General features: G+C 73.2%; 19 protein-coding genes. 7 read left to right on the forward strand and 12 right to left on the reverse strand.

The annotated features are described in order from the left end of the window. Positions 1 to 45: 45 nt before the first annotated feature. Positions 46 to 2,166, reverse strand: a complete 2,121-nt coding sequence (locus D7223_RS10325) for a PhoX family protein (RefSeq protein ID WP_120727552.1) — start codon at positions 2,164 to 2,166, stop codon at positions 46 to 48. A gap of 251 nt (positions 2,167 to 2,417) precedes the next feature. On the opposite strand from D7223_RS10325, the gene D7223_RS10330 reads away from it, so the two are divergent. Both D7223_RS10330 and D7223_RS10335 read left to right on the forward strand, forming a co-directional pair. Then, entirely contained in the window at positions 2,418 to 2,912 is a 495-nt protein-coding gene (locus D7223_RS10330; protein WP_238161836.1) for a sigma-70 family RNA polymerase sigma factor, read from the forward strand. Then, complete coding sequence (locus tag D7223_RS10335; RefSeq protein ID WP_120727556.1) at positions 2,909 to 3,604, forward strand: zf-HC2 domain-containing protein; 696 nt, start codon at positions 2,909 to 2,911, stop codon at positions 3,602 to 3,604. Before D7223_RS10330 ends, D7223_RS10335 begins: the two co-directional genes overlap by 4 nt. Positions 3,605 to 3,635: 31 nt before the next feature. Here the strand turns inward: D7223_RS10335 and rarD are convergent, their stop codons facing one another. The 4 genes from rarD to eccE form a co-directional block, all read right to left on the reverse strand. Next, positions 3,636 to 4,565 (reverse strand): EamA family transporter RarD, encoded by a 930-nt coding sequence (rarD, locus tag D7223_RS10340; RefSeq protein ID WP_120727558.1) that lies wholly within the window; start codon positions 4,563 to 4,565, stop codon positions 3,636 to 3,638. Further along, complete coding sequence (locus D7223_RS10345; protein WP_120727561.1) at positions 4,562 to 5,050, reverse strand: GNAT family N-acetyltransferase; 489 nt, start codon at positions 5,048 to 5,050, stop codon at positions 4,562 to 4,564. The genes rarD and D7223_RS10345 overlap by 4 nt, the downstream gene beginning before the upstream one ends. Before the next feature lie 64 nt (positions 5,051 to 5,114). After that, the gene (locus tag D7223_RS10350) at positions 5,115 to 5,501 is read right to left on the reverse strand and encodes a phage holin family protein (protein ID WP_120727563.1); all 387 of its coding nucleotides are present in this window, start codon (positions 5,499 to 5,501) and stop codon (positions 5,115 to 5,117) included. 48 nt (positions 5,502 to 5,549) lie between these two features. Further along, complete coding sequence (eccE, locus tag D7223_RS10355) at positions 5,550 to 7,403, reverse strand: type VII secretion protein EccE (protein ID WP_186832294.1); 1,854 nt, start codon at positions 7,401 to 7,403, stop codon at positions 5,550 to 5,552. A 254-nt stretch (positions 7,404 to 7,657) separates the two neighbouring features. Here eccE and D7223_RS10360 point away from each other — a divergent pair, with 254 nt between their 5' ends. Both D7223_RS10360 and D7223_RS10365 read left to right on the forward strand, forming a co-directional pair. Beyond that, the gene (locus D7223_RS10360; protein WP_120727565.1) at positions 7,658 to 7,978 is read left to right on the forward strand and encodes a WXG100 family type VII secretion target; all 321 of its coding nucleotides are present in this window, start codon (positions 7,658 to 7,660) and stop codon (positions 7,976 to 7,978) included. A 28-nt stretch (positions 7,979 to 8,006) separates the two neighbouring features. Beyond that, complete coding sequence (locus D7223_RS10365; protein ID WP_120727567.1) at positions 8,007 to 8,300, forward strand: WXG100 family type VII secretion target; 294 nt, start codon at positions 8,007 to 8,009, stop codon at positions 8,298 to 8,300. Between the two features lie 165 nt (positions 8,301 to 8,465). Here D7223_RS10365 and mycP read toward each other — a convergent pair whose 3' ends face one another. Further along, positions 8,466 to 9,755 (reverse strand): type VII secretion-associated serine protease mycosin, encoded by a 1,290-nt coding sequence (gene mycP, locus D7223_RS10370; RefSeq protein ID WP_120727569.1) that lies wholly within the window; start codon positions 9,753 to 9,755, stop codon positions 8,466 to 8,468. A gap of 151 nt (positions 9,756 to 9,906) precedes the next feature. On the opposite strand from mycP, the gene D7223_RS10375 reads away from it, so the two are divergent. After that, on the forward strand, positions 9,907 to 12,621 hold the full coding sequence (locus tag D7223_RS10375) for an SseB family protein (protein WP_120728160.1): 2,715 nt from the start codon (positions 9,907 to 9,909) through the stop codon (positions 12,619 to 12,621). Then, a complete protein-coding gene (locus D7223_RS10380) occupies positions 12,611 to 12,976 on the forward strand; it encodes a hypothetical protein (RefSeq protein ID WP_120728162.1) in 366 nt (121 codons plus the stop codon). Before D7223_RS10375 ends, D7223_RS10380 begins: the two co-directional genes overlap by 11 nt. Before the next feature lies 1 nt (position 12,977). Here D7223_RS10380 and D7223_RS10385 read toward each other — a convergent pair whose 3' ends face one another. The 4 genes from D7223_RS10385 to acs all read right to left on the reverse strand — a co-directional run bounded on the left by D7223_RS10385 (position 12,978) and on the right by acs (position 19,362). Beyond that, complete coding sequence (locus tag D7223_RS10385) at positions 12,978 to 13,910, reverse strand: alpha/beta fold hydrolase (protein ID WP_120727571.1); 933 nt, start codon at positions 13,908 to 13,910, stop codon at positions 12,978 to 12,980. A 77-nt stretch (positions 13,911 to 13,987) separates the two neighbouring features. Beyond that, positions 13,988 to 14,485, reverse strand: a complete 498-nt coding sequence (locus D7223_RS10390; RefSeq protein ID WP_120727573.1) for a hypothetical protein — start codon at positions 14,483 to 14,485, stop codon at positions 13,988 to 13,990. A 120-nt stretch (positions 14,486 to 14,605) separates the two neighbouring features. Further along, positions 14,606 to 17,065 (reverse strand): immune inhibitor A domain-containing protein, encoded by a 2,460-nt coding sequence (locus D7223_RS10395; protein WP_120727575.1) that lies wholly within the window; start codon positions 17,063 to 17,065, stop codon positions 14,606 to 14,608. A 302-nt stretch (positions 17,066 to 17,367) separates the two neighbouring features. Further along, positions 17,368 to 19,362, reverse strand: coding sequence for an acetate--CoA ligase (gene acs, locus D7223_RS10400; protein ID WP_120727577.1), 1,995 nt, complete (start codon positions 19,360 to 19,362; stop codon positions 17,368 to 17,370). Between the two features lie 219 nt (positions 19,363 to 19,581). Here acs and D7223_RS10405 point away from each other — a divergent pair, with 219 nt between their 5' ends. Then, positions 19,582 to 20,328, forward strand: a complete 747-nt coding sequence (locus D7223_RS10405) for a Fic family protein (RefSeq protein WP_120727579.1) — start codon at positions 19,582 to 19,584, stop codon at positions 20,326 to 20,328. A 95-nt stretch (positions 20,329 to 20,423) separates the two neighbouring features. On the opposite strand, the gene D7223_RS10410 is transcribed toward D7223_RS10405, so the two are convergent. Both D7223_RS10410 and D7223_RS10415 read right to left on the reverse strand, forming a co-directional pair. Further along, on the reverse strand, positions 20,424 to 21,230 hold the full coding sequence (locus D7223_RS10410; RefSeq protein ID WP_120727581.1) for an HAD family hydrolase: 807 nt from the start codon (positions 21,228 to 21,230) through the stop codon (positions 20,424 to 20,426). A 355-nt stretch (positions 21,231 to 21,585) separates the two neighbouring features. After that, the gene (locus tag D7223_RS10415; RefSeq protein ID WP_238161793.1) at positions 21,586 to 21,996 is read right to left on the reverse strand and encodes a tyrosine-type recombinase/integrase; all 411 of its coding nucleotides are present in this window, start codon (positions 21,994 to 21,996) and stop codon (positions 21,586 to 21,588) included. Positions 21,997 to 22,028: the final 32 nt, after the last annotated feature.

The raw sequence follows: 22,028 nt of genomic DNA on the forward strand, positions 1-22,028 counted from the left end.
AGGGGCCTTCCGGGCGGTCCAGCGCCGGACCGCCTGGTGGGATGCTCAGCTGCCGATCGGCGCGCCGTCCAGCCGCCAGGTGATCACCACGGCCGGCTTGGCGTAGTCGCCGTCCGGCCAGTTCGACGCCGGGTTCTCGACCGACGCCCCGTCCAGCTCACCGGGGTGCTGCACGGCCACGAAGACCGAGCGGTTGTCTCCGGTGATGAAGGGACCGCAGGCCTCGGCACCGACGGGCACGGTCAGGAACTGCTTCAGGTGACCCCGCTCCGGGCCCTCGACCGCGGTCGCGAAGAGGCCGTCGTTGCTGCCCAGCGCGTTGCCGTCGGTGGAGATCCAGAGGTTGCCGGTGGCGTCGAAGGCGACGTTGTCCGGGCAGGAGATCGGGGAGACCTTGGCCTTGTCGTACCCGGCGAAGTAGGTCGACGGGTCGGCCGGATCGCCGGCCACGATCGGCAGCGACCAGGTGAAGGTGTCGGCGGTGTTGTCGCCCCGGTGCTCGACCAGCTCCAGGATCTGGCCGTGCTTGTTGGCGTTGCGGGGGTTCGCCTCGTCGGCCTTCGGGTTGCTGCCGGTGCCCCGCGCGGAGTTGTTGGTCAACGCCACGTACACCTTGCCGGTGAGCAGGCTCGGCTCGACGTCCTCCGGGCGGTCCATCTTGGTCGCGCCGACCTTGTCGCCGGCCAGCCGGGTGAAGGTCAGGACGTCCGCGGCGGTCATCCCCTCGACGTACGAGCGGTTGCCGCTGACCAGCTTGATCCACTGGCCGGTGCCGTTGAACGCGCCGTCGGTGGGCAGCTTGCCCGACCCGTCGATCTCACCGGCACTGGTGAAGCCCAGCTTCGCGACGTAGAGGGTGCCGGACTCCAGCAGGGTCAGGTTGTGCCGGCGGGCGACCCAGGAGTTGCCCTTCATGAACTTCTTGTCGGAGACGAACTTGTAGAGGTAGTCGAACCGCTCGTCGTCACCCATGTACGCCACCACGTGTCCGCTCTTCGCGACGATCACGTTGGCGCCCTCGTGCTTGAACCGGCCGAGCGCGGTGTGCTTGCGCGGGCGGCTCTCCGGGTCCAGCGGGTCGATCTCCACGATCCAGCCGTGGCGGTTCGCCTCGTTCGGGTGCTTGGCCAGGTCGAAGCGCTCGTCGGCGCGCTCCCACTTGCGGCTGCCGCTCGGGTAGCGGGCGCTGGTGCTGATGCCGTACCGGGCCAGCTTCGGCTTGGCGTCCTCCGGGGCGGCGTCGCCGCCGACGAAGTACTGGTTGAAGTTCTCCTCGCCGGAGAGCACGGTGCCCCACGGGGTGACACCACCGGCGCAGTTGTTCAGCGTGCCGACGACCGTACGACCCTTCGGGTCCGCGGCGGTCCGCAGCCAGGCCGAGCCGGCGGCCGGGCCGGTCAGCTCGAACTTCGTGGTGTTGGCGGTGACCCGCCGGTTGTACGGGCGGCGGCCGGAGTCGACCGGCCGCCACTGCCCGGTGCCGCCGACCCGCTCCAGCTCCACGACGGACATGCCGTGCGCGGCCATGGCGATCTTCAGCTGCTCGACCGACAGGGCGTCCTGGCTGGTGAAGCCGGGGAACATCAGGTTCTCGTTGGTGTATTCGTGGTTGACCACGAGCAGCGCGCGCCTGCGGTTGAGCGGGATGATCCCGACGAAGTCGTTGTTGTAGCCGAACTGCTTCGCCTGGGCGGCGGCGCTCTGCCGGTGCAGGTCGAACTCGGGCGCGCCCGGCACCACCGGGTCGCCCCACTTGATGACGACGGCGTGGTCGTAGCCGTTGGGGACGATGAAGCTGTCCAGCGTGTTCGGCGGGACCGGCTTGAAGGTCAGCGCGCCGTTGCCGACGCCCTTCTCCGGCCGACCGACGGCGAGCGCGTCGAGGTCCGCGGGCACCTCGGGGGCGGCGGCGGCGGGGGCGGCGCCGGCCAGCGCGCCGGCCGCCGCGCCACCGAAGCCGAGGACCAGCGCGCCGACCGCGCCGGCCCGGACGACACCGCGCCGGGAGACCTCGGTGCTGACGACGTCGCCGAAGTAGGCGTTGTCGGAGGTGTTCGGCACCGGGTGGTCGCAGGCGTTGCCGCACCGGTAGAGACAGGTCATGGCGTCACGGCTGCCGTGGCGGGTGGAGCCCAGCAGCGGGAGCAGCCGAGGACGGTCGCTCATGTGGAGGAGCCTCCTGGATGGGTTCGGCGCACGTCGGATCAGCAACTGACGTGCGTACCCGCCGGACGCTAGGAGGGGCCGGTGAGCAGCCGTCGGCGTCGATGTGAACCGGGCATGAACAGCTCGCCGGGAACAACCGGGTGAGCTGCGGCTGAACCGATCGACGCCGTCGGCACGTATGTCCCTGCGAAGGCACCGCCGGACTCGCGCCGACTGCGAGGAGACCCGCCATCAGCGACCACGACGCCCAACTGCTGCGCGCCCTGCACGACGAGCACGCGGAGGCGCTGTACGCGCACGCCCTGCGCCTGGTCAACTCCGACCGGCAGCGGGCCGAGGACCTGGTGCAGGAGACGCTGCTGCGGGCCTGGCGGCATCCCGAGTCGCTGGACCCGCGACGCGGCTCGGTCCGCGCCTGGCTCTTCACCACCGCCCGCAACCTGGCCATCGACGCCTGGCGCCGCCGTTCCACCCGGGTCGGCGAGGTCTTCACCGACGAGTTGCCCGAGCCGCCGGACACCGTCGACGAAGCGGAGCGCGCCGTGGAGGCATGGACCGTCGCCGAGGCGTTGAACCGACTCAGCCCCACCCATCGTGAGGTCCTGGTGGAGTGCTTCTACCAGGGGCGTTCGGTGGCCGAGGCGGCTGCGCGGCTGGGGGTGCCACCGGGGACGGTCAAGTCCCGGACGCACTACGCCCTGCGCTCGCTGCGGTTGGTCCTGGCCGAGATGGGGGTGACCGGATGAGCCGGTGCGAGTTCGCCTACGACGACGGCGCGTACGTGCTGGGCGCGCTGGCTCCCGCCGAGCGGGCGGCGTACGAGCGGCACCTGGCCGGGTGCCCCGACTGCCGGCAGGCGGTCGCCGAGATCGCTGTGCTGCCCGGCCTGCTGGGACGGCTCGACCCGGCCGGCCTGGAGCAGTTCCTGCCGTCCCCGGCGGAGGCCGACCGGGTGCCCGCGCTGCTCGACGCCGCCCGCGAGCGCCGGCGTCGCGAGCGGTCGGCGACCCGTCGCCAGTACGCGCTGACCTCCCTGGTCGCCGCCGCACTGGCCCTGATCGTCGGCTTCGGCACGGCCGCCCTGCTGCCCCGGCCGGCGGCCGTCCCGCCCGGTTCCGACATCCGGATGGTGGCCATGCGGCCGGTCGCCGGAGAGGTGCCGGTGCACGCCGAGGTCGGCCTGCACGACACGAGGTGGGGCACCGAGGTGCGGATGCGCTGCGGTTACGACGCGACGGCCGGCCACGGCCGGGCGTACACCTTCCGGCTGGTGGCGCACGGCCCGGACGGCGCGACGGAGCAGATCGGCTCGTGGCTCGCCGCCCCCGGCGACGACCTGCGGATCAGCGGCGCCACCCGGTTCACCCGGGGAGAACTGGTCCGCCTGGAGTTGCTCCGCTCCGACAACACCCCCGTCCTGGCCCACAACGTCCGCTGACGCCCACCCCCTCCGCGCCGCCGTCCTGGTCCTAGATCGACGTGACGGGTTCGGGGTGGGTGGCGGCGGTGCGGGTACGGGTGCGGGTCTGGCGGGCGGAGCGGATCGCGTCGGCGGTGAAGATGGCCAGGGCCAGCCAGACCAGGGCGAAGCCGGCCAGCCGGGCCGGGGGCATCGGTTCGTGGAAGATCAGCACGCCGCAGCCGAGCTGGAGGATCGGCGCCAGGTACTGGATCATGCCGAGGTTGGTCAGCGGCAGCCGGTTGGCCGCGCCGGCGAAGAGCAGCAACGGGATCGCGGTCGCCGCGCCGGCCGACACCAGCAGGGCGGTGTGCGCGGCGGACACCTGCCCGAAGGTGGCGGCACCGTCGGCGGTCAGCCAGCCCAGGTATCCCAGCGCGGGCAGCGCCAGCACCGCCGACTCGACGAACAGTCCCTCGGCGGCGGGCAGCCCGAGCGTCTTCTTGACCAGCCCGTACCCGGCGAAGCTGAACGCGAGGACCAGCGCCAGCCAGGGCGGCCGACCGTAGTCGGCGGTCAGCACGGCCACCGCGAGCCCACCGACGCCCAGCGCCGCCCACTGGGCGGGCCGCAGCCGCTCCCGCAGCACGAAGACGCCGAGCAGCACCACCACCAGCGGGTTGATGAAGTAGCCGAGCGCCGTCTCCACCACCCGGTCGGAGGTGACGCCGTAGATGTAGGTGCCCCAGTTGAAGGCGATCAGCACGGCGGCCACGCCGATCCCGGCCAGGGTGCGCGGCCGGCGGGCCAGCGCCCGCAGGAACCCGACGTTGCGCAGCGCGCCGAGCACCAGCGCCACGAACACCACCGACCAGACGATCCGGTGGGCCAGGATCTCCACCGCTCCGGCCGGGCGCAGCAGCTTCAGGTAGAGCGGGAAGAAGCCCCAGAGCAGGTACGCGCCGATGCCGTAGAGGTAGCCGAGACGAAGTGGCGTCACGTCTCCACCGTAAGGGGCCAGCCCGCCTCCTGCTCCTTGCCGGTGACCGGCCTCACCCGCTGGTCCAGCTCCATCCACCGCTCCGCCCGCACCGGGATGAAGCCGACCTTCGCGTACACCCCGTGCGCGTCGTTGGTGGCCAGCAGGATCCGGCGTACGCCCAGGTCGGCCAGGTGGTCGCGGACCGCGCCGGCCAGCCAGGTGCCCAGCCCGGTGCCGCGCGCGGCCCGCTCCACGTAGACGTCGCAGAGCCAGGCGAAGGTGACCCCGTCGGTGACCACCCGGGCCACCGCGACCTGCCGACCGTCGCCGGGCCGGTAGACGCCGTAGCCGATCGAGCCGGCGAACGCGCGTGCGACCGTCTCCCGGTCCCGCCCGAGGGCCCAGTACGCGTCGGTGGAGAGCCAGTGGTGCACCCGGTCCAGGTCGAGCCGGGCCGGATCGGTGCTGAGCAGGTGGCCGTCGTCGCGGGTCAGTGTGAACACCGCTCCGACGCTAGTCCCGCCCCCCGGGCCGCCCGGCGGCCAATTCCCGGAATGTGGCCGCCGGTCAGTCGCGGTCCAGGATGGCGCCGAGGATCCAGGTCACGATGCCGACGAACAGCGCGCCCAGGACCGCCGCCGGCCAGAAGCCGTCCACGTGGAAGGGCAGCCCGGCCTCACCGGCGATCCAACTGGTCAGCAGGAACAGCAGGCCGTTGACGACCAGCGCGATCAGCCCGAGGGTGAGCAGGTAGAAGCCGCAGCCGACGGTCTTGATGATCGGTTGGAGGACGGCGTTGACCACCCCGAAGATGACCGCGACCAGGACCAGCGTGGTGACGGTCTCGGTGGTGGAGGACGAGTCGAGGGTGATGCCGGGGATCAGCAGCGTCGCCAGCCAGAAGGCCAACGCCGTCGTGGCCAGCCGGATCAGCAGCCCTTTCAGGAAACCCATGGCGGAAGATGCTGCCACGGACCGATCGGCCGGGGAACCCCCGCCGGTTCATCGCCGGCCCGGGTAGCCGACCAGTTGCGCCTCGATCGGGGTGGGGGAGACCAGCGCCCAGCGCAGCGCCCGACGGTTGACCACGGCCACCATGTCCTCCCGGATCCGGGTCAGCCAGCCCGCGGAGTCGCCGAGGCCGAGGGCGGTGCCGGCCAGCGCGGCCTCGGCCGGGTCGAGGGGTTGCAGCACCGCCAGGTCGGCCCGGCCGAGCGCGTCGGCGTCGGTGGCGGTGAGTTCGTCGCGGAGCAGCAGGGTGGCCCGCCACGGCGGACCGGGCGCGGGGTCCGCTGGCGTCGGCCCCACGTCGACCACCACCAGCAGCGGGCGCAGTGGCGAGCCGACCTCGTCACCGAGCGGTCGACCCGGCGGGAGCAGCGGGATCATGCCGCCCGGCGCGCCGACCCCCCGGACGAACGGCTCCCAGGCGCCGGGCCGGCCGGTCTGCACCAGCACCCGGGCACCGAGTGCCATCGCCCGCAGGACGATCAGTTGGGCGGCGCGTACGCCACCGACCAGCATGATCCGGGTGCCCTCCGGACGGAAGAGCCGCACGGTCACCGCGCCGCCGTGCCGGTTGGCGCCGAGCATCAGCCCGGCCTCGCCCACCGTCACCTCCATCGTGGCCGGACCGGCCGGGCCGGTGCCGGGCAACGCCAGTGGCAGGGTGGCGGCCAGACCGGTCAGCTGCTCGCCGTCGAGTCGCCGTACCTCGCCGCCCGCGCCGGACACCACGCGGCGCAGCGCACCGGCTGCCGCCGCCAGCTCCGCCGGGGTACGGGCGGCCACGCGTACGGTCAGCCTGGTCGGTGCCGACGCGGGGTCGGCGCCCGGGTGCGACCCCGCGTCGAGCGACACCGTGGTGGCGGTGGCCGGCAACGCGAGCAGCCGGGACACCAGCCGCCGACTGCCCTCCGCCTCTGGTTCCGGCCAGTGCTGCAGCCGGAAGGTGGTCTGCAACAGGTCACCGGTGCGTACCGCCTGCCAGGACTCCAGCGCCGCCCGCTGGTCGTGGTGGGCCAGTTCGCCCAGCACCCGCAGCGCAGCCCGCTCGCCCAGCGGGCGGGCGCCGACCGGCCCGAGTCGGCGGATGATCCGCCGCAGCGTGCCGGAGAGGGCGCGGCGCAGGTCGTCGGCCGTCGTGCCGTCGACCCGGAGCACCCGGACGGCGAGCACCGCCCGCTCCCGGCCGGGCAGCCGGCCGTCGGTGAGCTGTCGGTACGACGTGGCGACCGCTCCGGTCGCCTCGACGGCGGGGGCGGGCGCCCCGGTGAGCAGGAGCTGAACCCGGACCGGTGGACCGTCGGGGCCGGCGGCCGGCAGCAGCGCCGCCGGGAGGGGCAGCGGGCGCGCGCCGTCGCCGAGCAGGTCGGCCGGATCGCCCAGCTCCAGCACCGCGACCATGCCGGTGGCGTCGTCGAGGACGGCGGCGGACCCGCCGGCCAGCTCGACCGGGCGCACCACCGCGTCCGGCGCGACCAGCCCGAGCAGTGCCGCCGATCCGGCGTCCGCCGGCAGGGCGCGGCGACGGGTCAGATAGCCCAGGCCCGCGCCGAGCCACTCGAAGAGCCAGCGACCGCGCAGCCGGCCCCAGGCCAGTGGCAGGGTCACCAGGACCACCGCCAGCGCGACGGCCATCGACAGCGCGCCCCGACCGACGGCCGCCACCGGGACGGCGACCGCCACCTGGGCGGCGACGACCTGACCGGCGCGCACCCGCGGGTGCCCCCGGGGGCGGGTGGTCCCCCGCCGGGCGGCCGGTGACTCGGTCGCGCCGGGCCCGGGGCCTGGGCCCGGGCGGTCCGGACGGTCGCCGGTGGACAACCGCCGGAGGTCCGTCGTGGTGGCCGGCACGGCGCCTCCTGGAGATCACTCGCCGCGACGCGGCTGCCGCTCATAGTAGTGGTGCGCCCCGACGGGTCGGGAACCCCGGTTGTCCACAGGGGAGTGGAGGGGGTAGCAGAACTGCCATCGGGCCGCTACCGTCAGCGACGAACTCCGCTGACCCGCGCCCGCCGTGCTCGACCCTCCGGGCGGCGCGAGCGACGCGCCCCCGGAGCGGGTGTGTCGACGGCCAGCCACGACCCGAGAGACGAGGTGACGTCCGGGTGTCCCAGACCCAGGCAGAAGCGGCGGTGATGCAGCAGACCGCCGCCAAGTTCGAGCAGGTGGACCAGTCGTTGCAGTCCATGCTGACCAGCCTCATGGCCGAGCTGGAGGTGTTGCAGCAGGCCTGGCGCGGTGCCGGTGGGCGTTCCTTCGAGCAGGTGAAGCAGCAGTGGAGGCAGGACCAGGCCGCGCTGCAACGGGCCCTGCGGGAGACCGCCACCGCCATTCGCACCGCAGGCCAGAAATACGACGTCTCGGACACGGAGGCCGCCAGCCGGGTGTCCACCACCAACCGTGGCGGCATCCAGCTGCCGTTGTAGTTCGCCGATCAGGGGGAGGAGCCATCCGATGGACCACGGTGTGCTGGTCGTCAACTTCGCCGCGCTGCAACAGGCCGGCGCGGACATCCAGAAGGCGTTGAACACGCTCGACTCGCAGCTCGGGCAACTCGAACGGGACGCCGCCCCGCTCGTGGCGAGCTGGTCGGGCGAGGCCCGTCAGGCGTACGAGCAGCGGCAGGCCCGCTGGCGGTCGGTGTCGCAGGACCTCCAGGCCATGCTGCGCGACATCAAGCTGGCGGTCGGCGACTCCGCGAACGACTACCTGGACACGGAGAAGCGGAACGCCGGCCTGTTCCAGTGACGTCCGTCCACGGTGGCGTCGGCCCTCCGGCCGGCGCCACCGTCCCGGCACCACGGCCGGGCACAGACCGGGCCGGGCGGTCCGCTGAACCGGGCGGTCGGCCGAGCCGGGCGGTCGGCCGAGCCGGGCGGTCGGCTGAGCCGGGCGGTCCGCCGGGCCGGCGGGTCAGGTTCCGGCCGTCCCGGGCGGTCGCCAGCGGCGGCGGGCGCCGCGCGGCACCACGAGCGCCAACAGCACCGCCGTCGCGACCAGCGCGCCGCTGATCCCGGCCAGCGCCAGCGCCCGGTGCCGGGCCGTCGCGCGTCGCGCCTGCCGAGCCAGCACGGCCGGATCGGCGCGGTCGTCGGCCAGTGCGGCGGCCGGCCGCAACCCGCCGGGCGCTCCGCCCCCGACGTCGGTGATCGCCCGGTACGGGTTCAGCACCCCCACGCCGTACGCGCCGCCCGCCCGGTCGCCCGGCGCCGGGTCGGTGCTGGCCACGATCCGTTGGGCCACCTGGGCGGCGTTCAGCTCCGGCCGGTACTCCCGCAGCAGCGCCGCCGTGCCGGCGACGAAGGGCACCGCGTAGGAGGTCCCCTCGGCGCGCAGGTGACCCTGTCGGGGGGCGGCCATCAGCACGTCGCCTCCCGGGGCCACCAGGTCGACGTACGGGCCGGTCTGCGAGAAGGGTGAGCGGACCCCGTCCGCCCCGATCGCGCCGACGCCCAGCACCCCGTCGTACGCGGCCGGGAAGGGGCGGGGGTTCCCGTTCTCGTGCAGGTTGCCCGCCGCGGCGACCACCACCACGTCCCGGTCCACCGCGTGCGCGATCGCGGCCCGCACGGCCGGATCGTCGGCGTACAGGACGACGGACAGGTTCAGCACGTCGGCGCCCCGGTCCACCGCCCAGCGGATCGCGCGGGCGAAGTCGCCGGCGCTGACCGTACGCCCCGACTCCCGGCCGTCGACCACCTGCTGCTCGCTGACGCGCACCGGGAGGATCCGGGCGTCCGGCGCCAGCCCCCGGAAGGCCACCCCCGGGCGGGGCGCGGCCGCGATGATGCTCGCCACCCCGGTGCCGTGGCCGGCGCAGTCCCGGGTGCCGTCGCCGCCCGGGTCGAGCAGGTCGTCGCCGGTGAGGACCCGCCCGGCGAGCTGCGGGTGCGCCCGGTCCACGCCGGAGTCGACGACCGCCACGGTCACCCCGGCTCCGGTGGCCAGCGGCGCCAGCCGTTCCGGTGCGTACCGCTGCTGGGCCCAGGGGGTCCCGGTGACCGGACGGGACGGGGCGAGGGGTGTCGCGCAACCCGGCGCCCGCCCGCCGGCCAGGGTGGGGCGGTCCGGTGTCGGTCCGGTCCGGGTGGCGGGGTTCGACCCGGCGCCGCCGGCCGGACCGGAGGGCGGAAGCGCCGCAACGACCGCCGCGAGGGCCGTCGCGAGGACCACCAGAACGGTGTGGGCGGGGGACCGGGACATCGACCGCCTCCGTATCGTGTCGACTCCGGAACGGGATGTTATCGCCTTCGGGCGAACCGGGCGTCCCGCGCCCGGCCAAACATTGTGATCTTGATCTGACCTTGTAGGTTGTACGCGATGCCTGTGGCTGTTCTCGGAAGGAGAGGTGGCCGTGACCGAATGGGAGCCGGCCACGGAGGCCGAGGCGGCGATGCGCGACGCGTTGCACGCGAATGACCAGCAGCTCTACTTCCGCGTCCTGGCCCGTACGGACCTCTTCCTGCCGGTCTCCGCACCGGCCCTGCCCGGCCAGCCGCCGCCCGGCTGGGGCACCTGGACCACCGGTGGCCGCACGCACGTGCTGGCCTTCACGTCGGCCGCCACCATGCGGTCCTGCCTCGGGGAGAACGCCGGCACCAGCCGCCGCGTCCCTTACCCGGACCTGGCCGAGGAGTGGCCCGACCAGGAGTGGTGGCTGGCGGTCAACCCGGGCCTGCCGATCGAGGGCTACCTGCCGGCGTGGTTCGTCGCGCAGCTCTCCCGGGGTGACGTCCGGCTGCCGGGCCGCACCCTGGGCGCACGGGCCCGCCTGGAACGCGCGGAGACGCTCGCCCGGGCCCGAGCCACCTCGGCCGCCCGCGACGCCGCCGCACCAGCCGTGCCGGCCGCCGCGCCAACCGCGCCGGCCGCTGGATCGACTGCGCCGGGCGTCGGATCGGCCGGGCCGGGCACCGGGTCGCGGGGGCGGGCGGCGAGCGCCAACGGTGCCCCCGTCCCCGCCCCGATGCCGGAACGCGTCGACGCCGCCCTCCGGCCGACGCCCCGACCGCCGGTCGCACCGCCCGCCACCGATCGTTCGCCGGGCGGTGCGGCGCGCGTCGACGCGGTGGGCGGGCAACGACTGGCGCCACCGCCGTACGCACCGACCACCCGCCCGGCGGACACGGCCGCCGCTCGTCCGGTGACGCCGTGGCCGGCCACGCCGCCCGGGGGTGGCGACACCGCCCGCACCACGGCCGAGGGCCGGCCGGGTCCGGACGGCGGCGAGCGACCGAACCGTTCCTTCTTCGAGCCCGCGTCCGGCCGGTCGGCACTCCGGGACCCGGTGACCCGCGCCGGCGAGCGGGCGGCACCGCCGTCCCGCTTCGCCGGCGGCAGCCAGCCCTTCCCGCGCCGCCGCCCGGCGAGCGACCCGGGTGAGGTGCCGACCGAGGCGTTCCGCAGCACCGCGCCCGCCGCCGCCCCGCCCCCGGCCCCGCCGGTCGAGGAGGTCCCACGGGGCTTCCGGCGACGGGACGCCGACGCCACCCAGGCGCTGTCCACGCGGCCCGGAGACGAGGAGCCGACCCGGCCGATCCGGGTCCCGGACCCGACCCGGCACGAGGCGTACGCGGGACGCCCGGCGGAGTCCGACGCGGAGCGTACGCAGGCGCTCCCCCGCCGCCAACCGGCCCCGACGGAGCCCGATCCGGTCGAGGAGCTTCCCCCCTCGGCCGCCGAGCCGGTTTCGGCGCCCCCCGCACCGCGGCGCGGCTTCACCCCGATCGTGATCGAGGGCACGATCATCGAGTCCCGCGTCGTCGCCCCGCCGCCGAGCGACATGCCGGACCTGCCCGGCTCGCTCTTCGACCGGACGCCCGCCGACCGACCGGCGCCGCCCGTTGCCGGGTCACCGGCGGCGAGAGACGACACCACGCCGGCCGCACCGGGACGGGATGGCCCGCCGCCGGCGGCGGACCCGGCGGTGGACCTGTTCACCCCGCCCGCCCGTCCGTCCGGCCCGCTGACCGGCACCGGCTCGGACCGGGTGGATCCGACGGCCGACCCCACCTGGGTGGCGACGCCCACGGCGGGCGATCCCGTCCCGGCCGCCGCAGCCACCATCGACGCGCCCGGGTCTCCCGCCGCGGCGGATTTCCTGCCCGCCAACGAGGTCGAGGAGGATCTGCTCGACGCGACCGGCACCGGCAGCACCGACACGTTCCTCTCCACGCTGCTGCTGGCCCGGGTGCTGCTGCCGGTGACGCCCGACTCGGCCAAGGGCAGCCGGCCCGGCGAACCGGGCTTCGTCTGGCGCACCGAGGAGACGGACGGCGAGACCTTCGTGGTGGTCTACACGTCACCGGAGCGGCTCGCCGACCACACCGACGCGCCGGTCGAGACACTGCCGGTCAAGTTCGTCCAGCTCATCCACCGGTGGCCGGACGAGTCCTGGTCGTTCGTGGTCAACCCGGGTACGCCGGTCGGGGCGAAGCTGCCCGGCGAGCAGATCGTCGGCCTGGCCAACTGGGCCGCGGAGGTCGGGCTCGGCACCGACACCGGCGGCGAGCCGGAGCCGCAACCGGCGGAGGAACCGGCCGCCCGCACCCGGTACGCCCCGTCCGCGCCGGATCCGTTGCGGCCCGTGGTGATGCAGAAGGCGGTCGCCCCCAGTCAGCTCGCGTACTACCTGGAACGTGGCTACGACCGGGTGTCCGGTTTCGTGCACCGGGCCGGTGAGCTGGCCCACCTGACCACCCCGGCCGAGTTGTACGACGCCCTCGGCCTCGGCTACCCGGAGTCGCCCTTCCGCCGGGACGCCGAGGAGATCTACGTGCTGCGGTGGCCGGCACACCGGCCGAGCCTCTACCGGATCCCGTACGGGGGGCAGAACGAGGTCGCCATGCGGGCCATGGAGGGCTGGGTCATCGAGCGCCCGCCGTTCCGGGGCAACGGGTTCGCGCCGGGTGAGAGCAGCGACGTGGTGGCGGAGTTCAAGGTGGACAGTGCGCGACTGCCGCACGGGGCGCAGCTCTGGCGGGTCGGCGGGGACGGCACCGAACGGGTGGTCGCCGTCCTGGACACCGACGCGCTGCTGTGGCGGGAGGTCGGTGCCGGTGATGCGTGACGGTTACGTGGCCCGGTGGCGCGGGCGGGAATACCAGGCCAGCCCGGACGGCGAGGTCGTGCGGCTCTACCAGCCGGAGGCCGGTGACGGCTTCGAGGAGGTACGTCCGGGCCGGCACGTGCGGGTCCTGCCGCTGGCCGAGGTGGAGGATCTGGCGTACGTGCGGACGACCTGCACCTGGCAGGGGCAGCCGTTCATCGTGCTCGCCGAGCACGACGGCTGGCTGCGGGTGGAATACACCGGCGGACGCTGGCCGGTGGCCCAGGCGCTCGGCCTGGAGGTGTTCGACTTCGGCGTCTACCAGGGGTGGGCGCCCGCGGCGGAGGTCGCCGACCTGCGCGAACAGCGGGTGTAGGTCAGGACTTCGTCCAGCGGAGGATCTCGCCGAGCACCACGTCCCGGGCCTCCACGTGCGGGAAGTGCCCCACCCCGTCGAGCAGGCGCCACTCGTACGGCGCCACGACGTAGCGACCGGAGCCCTGCGCGGTGCGGGGCAGGGCGGCGACGTCGAGCGCGCCGTGCAGTTGCAGGGTCGGTGTGATCAGCGGCTTCTGCATCAGCCGGACGAACCGGTAGCCGTGCAGGCGCAGAACCGACCGGAACGCCCAGCGGTAGCCCTCCAGGGCGCAGAAGGCGGCCTGGGGGATCCGCATCGCCTCGCGGCAGCGCTCCGCGTACGCGGCGAACTCCGGTGTGTCGGCCCAGCCCGGACCGCTCCAGCGGCGCAGGATGTCCTCCACCGCCGCCGCGCCGTCCCGGGTGAGGACGTGCTCGTAGCGGGGTAGCTGGAAGCGCAGGGCCGGGGTGGAGGCGGCGAACTGCCCGCGCGGGTCGGCGAAGATCGCCGCCCGCAGTCGCAGCGGGTGCGGTGCGCCGAGCACCACCAGCCGGCGGACCAACGACGGGTGGAACGAGGCGACGGTCCAGGCGATCAGGCCGCCGGCTCCGGCGCCGACCACCGTGGCGGACCGTTCCCCGAGGGCGCGGATCAGGCCGGCCACGTCGGCGGCGAGGGTGTAGCCGTCGTACCCCCGCGGGGGCTTGTCGCTCGCGCCGTAGCCGCGCAGGTCGACGGCGACGGCGCGGAAGCCGGCGTCGGCGACGGCCGGCAGCATCTCGTGCCAGGCCCACCAGTGTTCCGGGAAGCCGTGCAGGAACAGCACCATCGGCCCGGTGCCGGCCTCCACGATGTGGAAGCGGCTGCCGTTGGCGCCGACGAAGCGGTGCGTCCACGGCCCGTCGGTGAGAACGCAGGACTCGTCGACGGCGCCGCTGTGCTGCTCGGTCATGCCGACAGCCTAGGACCCCGGTGCCGGCCGGCTGCTCCGCCGGTGCGTGGGGTGGCCGGAATCGCGCCGGGTGCGGCTCAGCCGATCGGGGCGATCTTCACGAGGGTCGCCGGGGTGCCGGATCCGCAGTCGGCGGCGGGATCGGCCGGCCCGATGGTCACCTGGACCCAGGTGCCGGTGGCGAAGCTGCCCTTGCCGACGCCGTGCAGGGCGTACTCCCGGCCGTCGTCGGTGACCAGGCCGTAGCACGGCCCGTCGCCGCCCCGGGTGATCCGACCGGCGAGCGCGTTGACCCGGCGCAGGTCGGTCGGCCGGCTGGGCAGCGCGGTCGGCGGGCCGGGCGTGGGCGGGCGGGTCGGCGACAGCGACGGCCCGGTACGCCCGGACGGCGCCACGGATCCGGCGGGCGGGGTGGCGGTGGGTCCGGCCGGCGGTTCGGTGCCTCCGGGCGGGGTGGGGGCGGGGCTCTGCGGACCGGACACGGTGGGTTCCTCCTCGACGCCCTGGCAGCCGCTCGCCGCCGTGGCGAGGGCGAGGGCGGCCACGACGGGTAGCAGGCTTCTGGTGGCGCGCATGGCGGTCAGACGCGTGCGGCGGCGGTGGCGTTCCCACCGGCGACGCCCGGACAGGACGATGCCCGGACAGGAATCCCGTCCGGGCATCGCCTACCGCGCGGTTTCGCGCTGATCAGTGGGTCAGCTGAAGCGCACCTTGACCGAGGTGCCCTTCTGCTCCAGCACCTTGATCTTGGTGCCGGTGGCCGGGAGCTTGACGCCGTGGTTCGGCAGCTCCGAGTACCAGTACTTCTTGGTGTCGTCGAACAGCGGCTGCGCCGCCTGGCCGCGGATGTACTGCGGCTGGCTGTTGAGGTGCAGCGTGAACGAGTCCGCCTTCTTCAGGCTGAACGGAGCGTCGTACACCTGGACCCGGGCCCGCCACGGCTGGCCGGTCAGGTTGTAGATCGGCCGCGGGTGGGCGTCGATGTAGAGGTTGCGACCCTCACCCGGGTGGTTGACCGTGTCGTTGTCCGCCCACCGCAGGTTCCAGTAGGAGATGAGCAGCCCCTCCTGGTACGCGTAGTGGTCGACCCAGTCCGGCCGGGTGTTCGCGTAGCCGAAGAAGTACGGGCCGGTCTTCAGGTACTTGTCGTACGAGACGTACGACCGGTGGCCCGCGATGTAGTAGTTCGCGAACATCCGGGTGTAGGTCTCCTCGACGATCTCCCATCCGTCGAGCTCCCAGCCGGGGGCACCGGCCTCGGCACCCTCGGTGAGCACGGTCTGACCGTCGGCGGTCACGGTGATCGCGTCACCGAAGAAGCCGCCCGAGGACACGCCGCCGTCGGTGGCGTACCGCATCCGGAACTGCGCGACCTTGCCCGCCGCGAAGTCCATCGGGATGGTGATGTCCGCCCACTTGCCGCCGCTGCTGCCGGTGAGAGCCGGCCGCGGGTCCTGGTTGGACAGCGGCGGGATCGGCTGGCCGTTGACCGTGCCCGGCAGCACCGACCAGGTCGCGCCGCCGTCCAGCGAACCCTCGAAGTAGAGGTAGTCGTAATCCCGCTCGATGTTGTAGTTGCCCTTCATCGACAGCGACGCCGACGACTTCCCGGTGAGGTCGATGGTCCGGGTCATCGTGTTGTTCAGACCGTCGGCGTTGCCCGAGAAGAACTGCTTGGTGCCCTCGGCCGGCTTCGGGTTGTTGAACGTGTACTCCCGCTCGGGGAGCACCACCACGGCGGCCTGCGGCTTGGCGGAGTTGTACTCCTGCGGGCCGAGTTCCAGGGTGCGCTTCTGGCCGGCCACGATCACCTCGTAGTCGAGCCAGCCGAGCTGGAGCTTGTTCCACGCGCCGAGGTCGCCGCCGCGCTCGCCGATGCCGCCGTCGTTCTTGCCGCTCAACCGGCTCTGGGCCATCAGGGTCCAGTGCTCGTTGTTGTTGTCGGCGCTGACGTTGACGTTGTAGTCGTCCGGCAGGCCCAGGTCGTGGGCGTACTCGTGGTAGAAGACGCTCCGTCCGCCGTTCTCCGGCTGGATGGTGTAGTCGCCGATCCACACGCCGGTGTTGCCGATCTGGGTGCCACCGGCCGGGAAGACCGACGGTCCGGTCACGCCCTGGTCGTTGGCGAAGGCGTACCACCGGTGGCTCCAGATGGCGTCCTCACCCTGGTTCGGGTCACCGTCGGCCATGTCGCCGCCGGAGTGGACGATCTGGAAGTGGTCGATGTAGCCGTCCGACTCGTTGAAGTTGCCGTCACCGTCGAAGTCGTACCGGTCCCACTTGTCCATCGCCTTGACGTCCGCGGCGATCTGGGCGTCGGTGCGACCCTGGGCCTTCTGGTCGGCGACCCACTGGTTGGCGGCGTCGCGGACCAGCTCCCAGGTGTTCTGGCAGACGTTGCTGGAGCAGACGGCGGGGTCGTCGTTCGGGTCCGGCTCCTCGCCCGGCTCCGGCTCCTCCACCGGGTCGAGCGAGCGGCCGTACCGGGCCTCGTTGTGCTTGACCTTGACCCAGTTGCTGACCACGCCGTCGACGCTGTAGCGACCCGACGACTGGGCCTCGTAGTACTGCTTCACCGACTCGTCGCCCGGCTTGGTGCCGAAGTAGAGCTTGCGGAAGTATTCCGGGCTGTAGTCCGCCTGCCACACGGTGGAGTTGTCCACCGCGCGGTTCGGCTTCGGGATCTCGTTGTGCAGCGGACCGTCGAACCGGTTCGGACCCGCCCAGTCCGGGTTGAGGTCCTTGTCCGGGTAGTCGGGGTGCCGCTCGTTGCCGAACTCGGCCAGGATCACGAAGATCTGGTCGGTCTTCTCCCGGGACAGCTCGACGTACTGGTCCTTCTTGCCGCCCTTGCCGCGGGCAGCCCGGGCGGTCGCGCTGGTCGAGCCGGGCGCGGCGGCGGCGGTCTCACCGACCTTGACGACGGTGCTGCCGTTGACCCGCTTGGCGGTGGCCTCGCCGGAGAGGACCTTGCTCAGGCCCTCCTGGCGCAGTGCGCGGCGCTTGTCCTCCAGCGGGTTGGGCAGGTCGTGGTCGGCATGGGCTGGCTCGGCGACCGCCGGCGCGGTCGTTGGCAACTTCGGCTGCGGAGCGGCGCTGGCGGACGGGCCGACCGCCAGCCCGGTCGCGGTCAGCGAGAGCCCGAGCAGACCCACTGCGACTTTGCGCACGTGGTACCTCCGGTGTTGGGGAACCGGCCCGAGGGGGTTGGGGCCGGCAGAAAGGTCCCACCAGTGGGACACATGGTGAACATAGACACTGGTGTGACGGGTGTGAAGACAACCGCGTCGATTTGTAGCAAGTTTTTGTTGGCAACGCTTTTCAGTGTCATACGTCTTTGCTTCCTCAGTGCCGGTGAGCTGCGCGGATCCGCGTACCGACGGGTAGGAAAGCTCGGGAAAACGACGGTGGGTGGCGGTCCGCGCGGACCGCCACCCACCGGTTGGTACGACTGCCGTCAGTCCTCGTCGGACTTTCCGCCGCTCATTCCCGAGGAGATCAGCTCCATCACCGACGAGTCCTGGAGGGTGGTGACGTCACCCAGCGACCGGTTCTCCGCCACGTCCCGCAGCAACCGGCGCATGATCTTCCCGGAGCGGGTCTTCGGCAACTCCGGCACCAGCATGATCTGCCGGGGCTTGGCGATCGGGCCGAGCGCCTTGGCGACGTGGTTGCGCAGCTCGGCGATCAACCGCTCGCCCGCGTCCCCGGCGACGTCGGCGCTGCCCCGCGGGATGGCGAAGGCGACGATCGCCTGCCCGGTGGTCGGGTCGGTGGCGCCCACCACCGCCGCCTCGGCGACCGACGGGTGCGACACCAGCGCCGACTCCACCTCGGTGGTGGAGATGTTGTGCCCGGACACCAGCATCACGTCGTCGACCCGGCCGAGCAGCCAGACGTGCCCGTCGTCGTCCTTCTTCGCGCCGTCACCGGCGAAGTAGACCCACTCGCCCTGCCCGCTGCCGCCGGCGCCCGCGCCGAACCGCGACCAGTACGTCTCCAGGAAGCGGTTGTCGTCGCCCCAGATCGTGCGCAGCATCGACGGCCACGGCTCGGTGAGCACCAGGTAACCGCCACCGCCGTTGGGCACCGACGCGCCGGTGTCGTCCACCACGTCGGCGGCGATGCCCGGCAGCGGCGTCATCGCGCTGCCCGGCTTGGCCGCGGTGACCCCGGGCAGCGGGGAAATCATGATCGCGCCGGTCTCGGTCTGCCACCAGGTGTCCACGATCGGCAGCGCGTCCCGGCCCACGTGCTGCCGGTACCACATCCACGCCTCCGGGTTGATCGGCTCACCGACGCTGCCCAGCAGCCGCAGCGACGACAGGTCGAACCCGGCCGGGATGTCCTCGCCCCACTTCATCATCGTGCGGATCAGGGTCGGCGCGGTGTACAGGATGCTCACCTTGTACTTGTCGACCACCTCCCAGAACCGGCCCTTGTGCGGGGTGTCCGGGGTGCCCTCGTACATGACCTGGGTGACGCCGTTGGAGAGCGGCCCGTACACGATGTAGGAGTGCCCGGTGACCCAGCCGATGTCGGCGGTGCACCAGTAGACGTCGGTCTCCGGCTTCAGGTCGAAGACCGCGTGCGCGGTGTACGACGCCTGGGTGAGGTAACCGCCGGTGGTGTGCAGGATGCCCTTCGGCCGGGCCGTGGTGCCACTGGTGTAGAGGATGAACAGCGGGTGCTCGGCGTCGAACGCCTCCGGCGTGTGCTCCGCCGACGCGGTCTCCACCGTCTCGTGCCACCAGTGGTCCTTCGCCGACCAGGCGACCTCCTCGCCGGTCCGCCGGACCACCAGCACGTGCTCGATCGACGGGCAGTTCGCCACCGCCTCGTCCACCGTCGGCTTCAGCGCCGACGGCTTGCCCCGCCGGTAACCCCCGTCGGCGGTGATCACGACCTTGGCACTGGCGTCCTGGATCCGGTTGGTCAGCGCGTCGGCGGAGAAGCCGCCGAAGACCACGCTGTGGGTGGCGCCGATCCGGGCGCACGCCAGCATCGCGACCGCCGCCTCCGGGATCATCGGCAGGTAGATGGCCACCCGGTCGCCGGCGGTCACCCCCAGGTCGGTCAGCGCGTTCGCCGCCTGGCAGGTCGCCCGGTGCAGGTCCGCGTACGTGATGGTCCGGGTGTCACCCGGCTCGCCCTCCCAGTGGATCGCCACCTTGTCGCCCCGGCCGGCCTCGACGTGCCGGTCCAGGCAGTTGTAGGCGACGTTCAGCTGCCCGCCCACGAACCACTTCGCGAACGGCGGGTTCGACCAGTCCAGCACCTGGTCCCACTGCCTGGCCCAGCTCAGCCGGCCCGCCTGCCGCTCCCAGAAGGCCAGCCGGTCGCCGTCGGCCTCGGCGTACGCGTCGCCGGTGACGTTGGCGTTCGCGGCAAGCTCGGCCGGCGGCGGGAACTGGCGTGTCTCGTTCAGCAGGTTGGCCAAGGCCTCGCTCATGCCGTGCTCCCTCGTCGCTCGGTGACCCGCGTCTCGTTGCAGGGAAGGGTAGCCGCGCCCCCGGGCACCGGCGACCGCACGCCGCGGGTACCGCGCCGAGCGGCCCGCCGCACGCGCCGGACGGCGCTGTAGTGCAAGGAAGGGCCCCTTATTAACGTCTCGTGTATAGGAAGGGCCCCTTCTTAACAACGGAGCCGCGGCGGTGGCTAGCGTGACGAGGTGACCGCCGACCCGCTCGCCCCGCTGCTCACTCTCGCCGACGTCGCCCCCGCCGTGGAGCGGGCCCGCGAGCGCTTCGACCAGGCGCTGGGACACCGCGCGCTGCGCCGGCACGGCGGCCAGGTCGCGGCCGAGGTCAGCCTGCGGTCCGCGGTGGCCAGCGCCGCCCTGGAGGGGTACGCCGGCGAACGCGAGTCGGTCCGCGCCGGCACCGTCACCGAGCCGGTGGTGCAGGGTGCGCTGCGGGTCGCCGGCGCGCTGCCCGGGTTGTCCGAGCTGTGGCCGAAGGCTCCCCGGCAGGCGCTGGCGAAGCTGCACGTGCTCGCCGCCCGGGACGTGGTGACCGAGGCGGAACTGGGCCGGCCGGTCGCCGACCCGGTGGTCGCCGCCCGGCTCGACGGGCTGGTCAACCTGGTCGCCGGCGGCACCGAGGTCTCCCCGCTGGTCCTCGCCGCGGTGGTGCACGGCGAACTGCTGAACCTGCGGCCCTTCGCCGGCCCGTCCGGCGTGGTGGCCCGGGGGGCCGCCCGGCTGGTGCTGCTCGCCAGCGGCCTCGACCCGCGTGGCCTGCTCGCCGTCGACGTCGGTCACCACGAGCGCGAGCCGGAGTACGTGGGGTCGGCCGGCGCCTTCGCCACCGGCACCCCGGACGGGCTGCGGTCCTGGCTGCGGCACTACATGGCGGCGGTGGAGGTCGGCGCCGACCAGCTCACCGTCATCGGCGACGAGGTGCTCGCCGCCGCCTGACCCGCTCGGGGCCGACGGGGGTGGCGTCGCTGTGGTTCGCCGGCGGGATCGTCACCGGGAGGAAGAGGGCGCGGGCGGGACGGAGCTGAGCGGCGTCAGGCGGTGGCCGGGGTGGCGCGGGTACGACGGTGCCGGCCGTACCAGGCGATGCCGATGACCACCCCGACCCCGACGCCGAGCGCGGCGGCGGCGACCGGCACGGCGGGGCGTTCCCGCAACCGGCGGCCCAGCGGAATCGGGTGCCGGAACTCCAGCACCGGCCACGCGTTCTCGACCGCGAGCCGGCGCAGCTGCCGGTCCGGGTTGACCACCGTGGGGTGGCCGACGCACTCCAGCAACGGCCGGTCGCTGTACGAGTCGGAGTACGCGTACGAGGTGGCCAGGTCGTACCCCCGCTCGGTGGCCAGCTCGCCGACGGCCTCGACCTTGCTCGGGCCGGCCGCGTAGAACTCCACCTCGCCGCTGTAGCGGCCGTCCACCACGCCCATCCGGGTGGCGATCACGTCGGTGACCCCCAGCAGTACGCCGATCGGGCGGACCATCTCCTCGCCGGAGGCGGACACCAGGACGACGTCGCGGCCGGCGGCCTGGTGCTCCTCGATGAGGGCGGCGGCCTCGGCGTACACGTAGGGGTTGATCAGTTCGTGGAGCGTCTCCGCGACGATCTGGCGGACCTGTTCCACCGGCCAGCCCTTGCAGAGCGCGGCCAGGTAGTCCCGGGTCCTGGCCATGGTCTGCTCGTCGGTGCCGCCCAGCCGGAACATCAGCTGCGCGTACGCCGACTTGACCACGTCACGCCGGGTGATCAGACCGTCCCGGTAGAACGGCCGACCGAACGCCAGGGCGCTCGACTTGGCGATGACGGTCTTGTCCAGATCGAAGAAAGCGGCACTTCGGCCCACGGCGCGAAAGTCTAGCCCGATGGTCTATCGTCGGCGGGTGCCCGGGGTCGACAACCCCCCTCGGACCTGCGGGCCGACCTCTCACGCCCCTGCGCATAGTGACGGCAGTCACACTCTGCGAACACAAATTCGCAGGGAGTAGAGGTGACAACACTCGACGTAGTGAGGTCTGCTCAGGCAGACTTGTCACCACGACGAGTGTTCATATCTCGGACAACCGACAGACCCTCAGCGGTCGCACCCCCCGTGACCGCTGAGTGGGTTCGGCTCAACCCCCCCGGAGCCGAACCTCCGACGACCCCCGTCTCCCCCCGACGGGGGTCGTCCCTTTCCGGGAGCAGTGCTGCGTCGCAGGTCACAGGTCGTCTCCGTCCCCATCGAAGCCGTCTGCCGAGGGCGTTTCCCCGGTCGCAGGCAGCACAGAGGCAGCGGAGCGGTCGAACGCCTCCAGGACGCGGGCGGCGTAGTCGTCCGGGGTGTGCGTATAACGATTGAGCGTCGTGGACGCCTGCTCGTGGCCCATGACCCGCTGCACCAGGTTGATCGGCACGCCGTCGGTGACCAGCCAGGTCGCGTAGGCGTGCCGCAGATCGTGGAACCGCATCCCGCCGACGGCCTTGGCCGCCACACAGGCGACCGCTTCCCGCTCGGTCGTGAACTCTGCCGACCACTCGACGCCCTCCCGGTCCGGCCACGTCGCGCGGTACCGGTGCGGGCCGGTGTTGACGACCTGGCCGAGCAGCCCGGCGCGGACGAGCGAGGGCAACCAAATCCTGCTCCCACGAGCACTCAAGCTGG

This window comes from Micromonospora endolithica, from assembly GCF_003626595.1.
GTDB classification, from domain to species: domain Bacteria; phylum Actinomycetota; class Actinomycetes; order Mycobacteriales; family Micromonosporaceae; genus Micromonospora; species Micromonospora endolithica.

What these genes read in the sequence shown, in the direction of transcription:
- D7223_RS10325 (WP_120727552.1), bottom strand. Translation starts at nt 2,166, where the DNA reads ATGAGCGACCGTCCTCGGCTGCTCCCGCTGCTGGGCTCCACCCGCCAC.
- D7223_RS10335 (WP_120727556.1), top strand. Translation starts at nt 2,909, where the DNA reads ATGAGCCGGTGCGAGTTCGCCTACGACGACGGCGCGTACGTGCTGGGC.
- D7223_RS10350 (WP_120727563.1), bottom strand. Translation starts at nt 5,501, where the DNA reads ATGGGTTTCCTGAAAGGGCTGCTGATCCGGCTGGCCACGACGGCGTTG.
- D7223_RS10365 (WP_120727567.1), top strand. Translation starts at nt 8,007, where the DNA reads ATGGACCACGGTGTGCTGGTCGTCAACTTCGCCGCGCTGCAACAGGCC.
- mycP (WP_120727569.1), bottom strand. Translation starts at nt 9,755, where the DNA reads ATGTCCCGGTCCCCCGCCCACACCGTTCTGGTGGTCCTCGCGACGGCC.
- D7223_RS10385 (WP_120727571.1), bottom strand. Translation starts at nt 13,910, where the DNA reads ATGACCGAGCAGCACAGCGGCGCCGTCGACGAGTCCTGCGTTCTCACC.
- D7223_RS10390 (WP_120727573.1), bottom strand. Translation starts at nt 14,485, where the DNA reads ATGCGCGCCACCAGAAGCCTGCTACCCGTCGTGGCCGCCCTCGCCCTC.
- acs (WP_120727577.1), bottom strand. Translation starts at nt 19,362, where the DNA reads ATGAGCGAGGCCTTGGCCAACCTGCTGAACGAGACACGCCAGTTCCCG.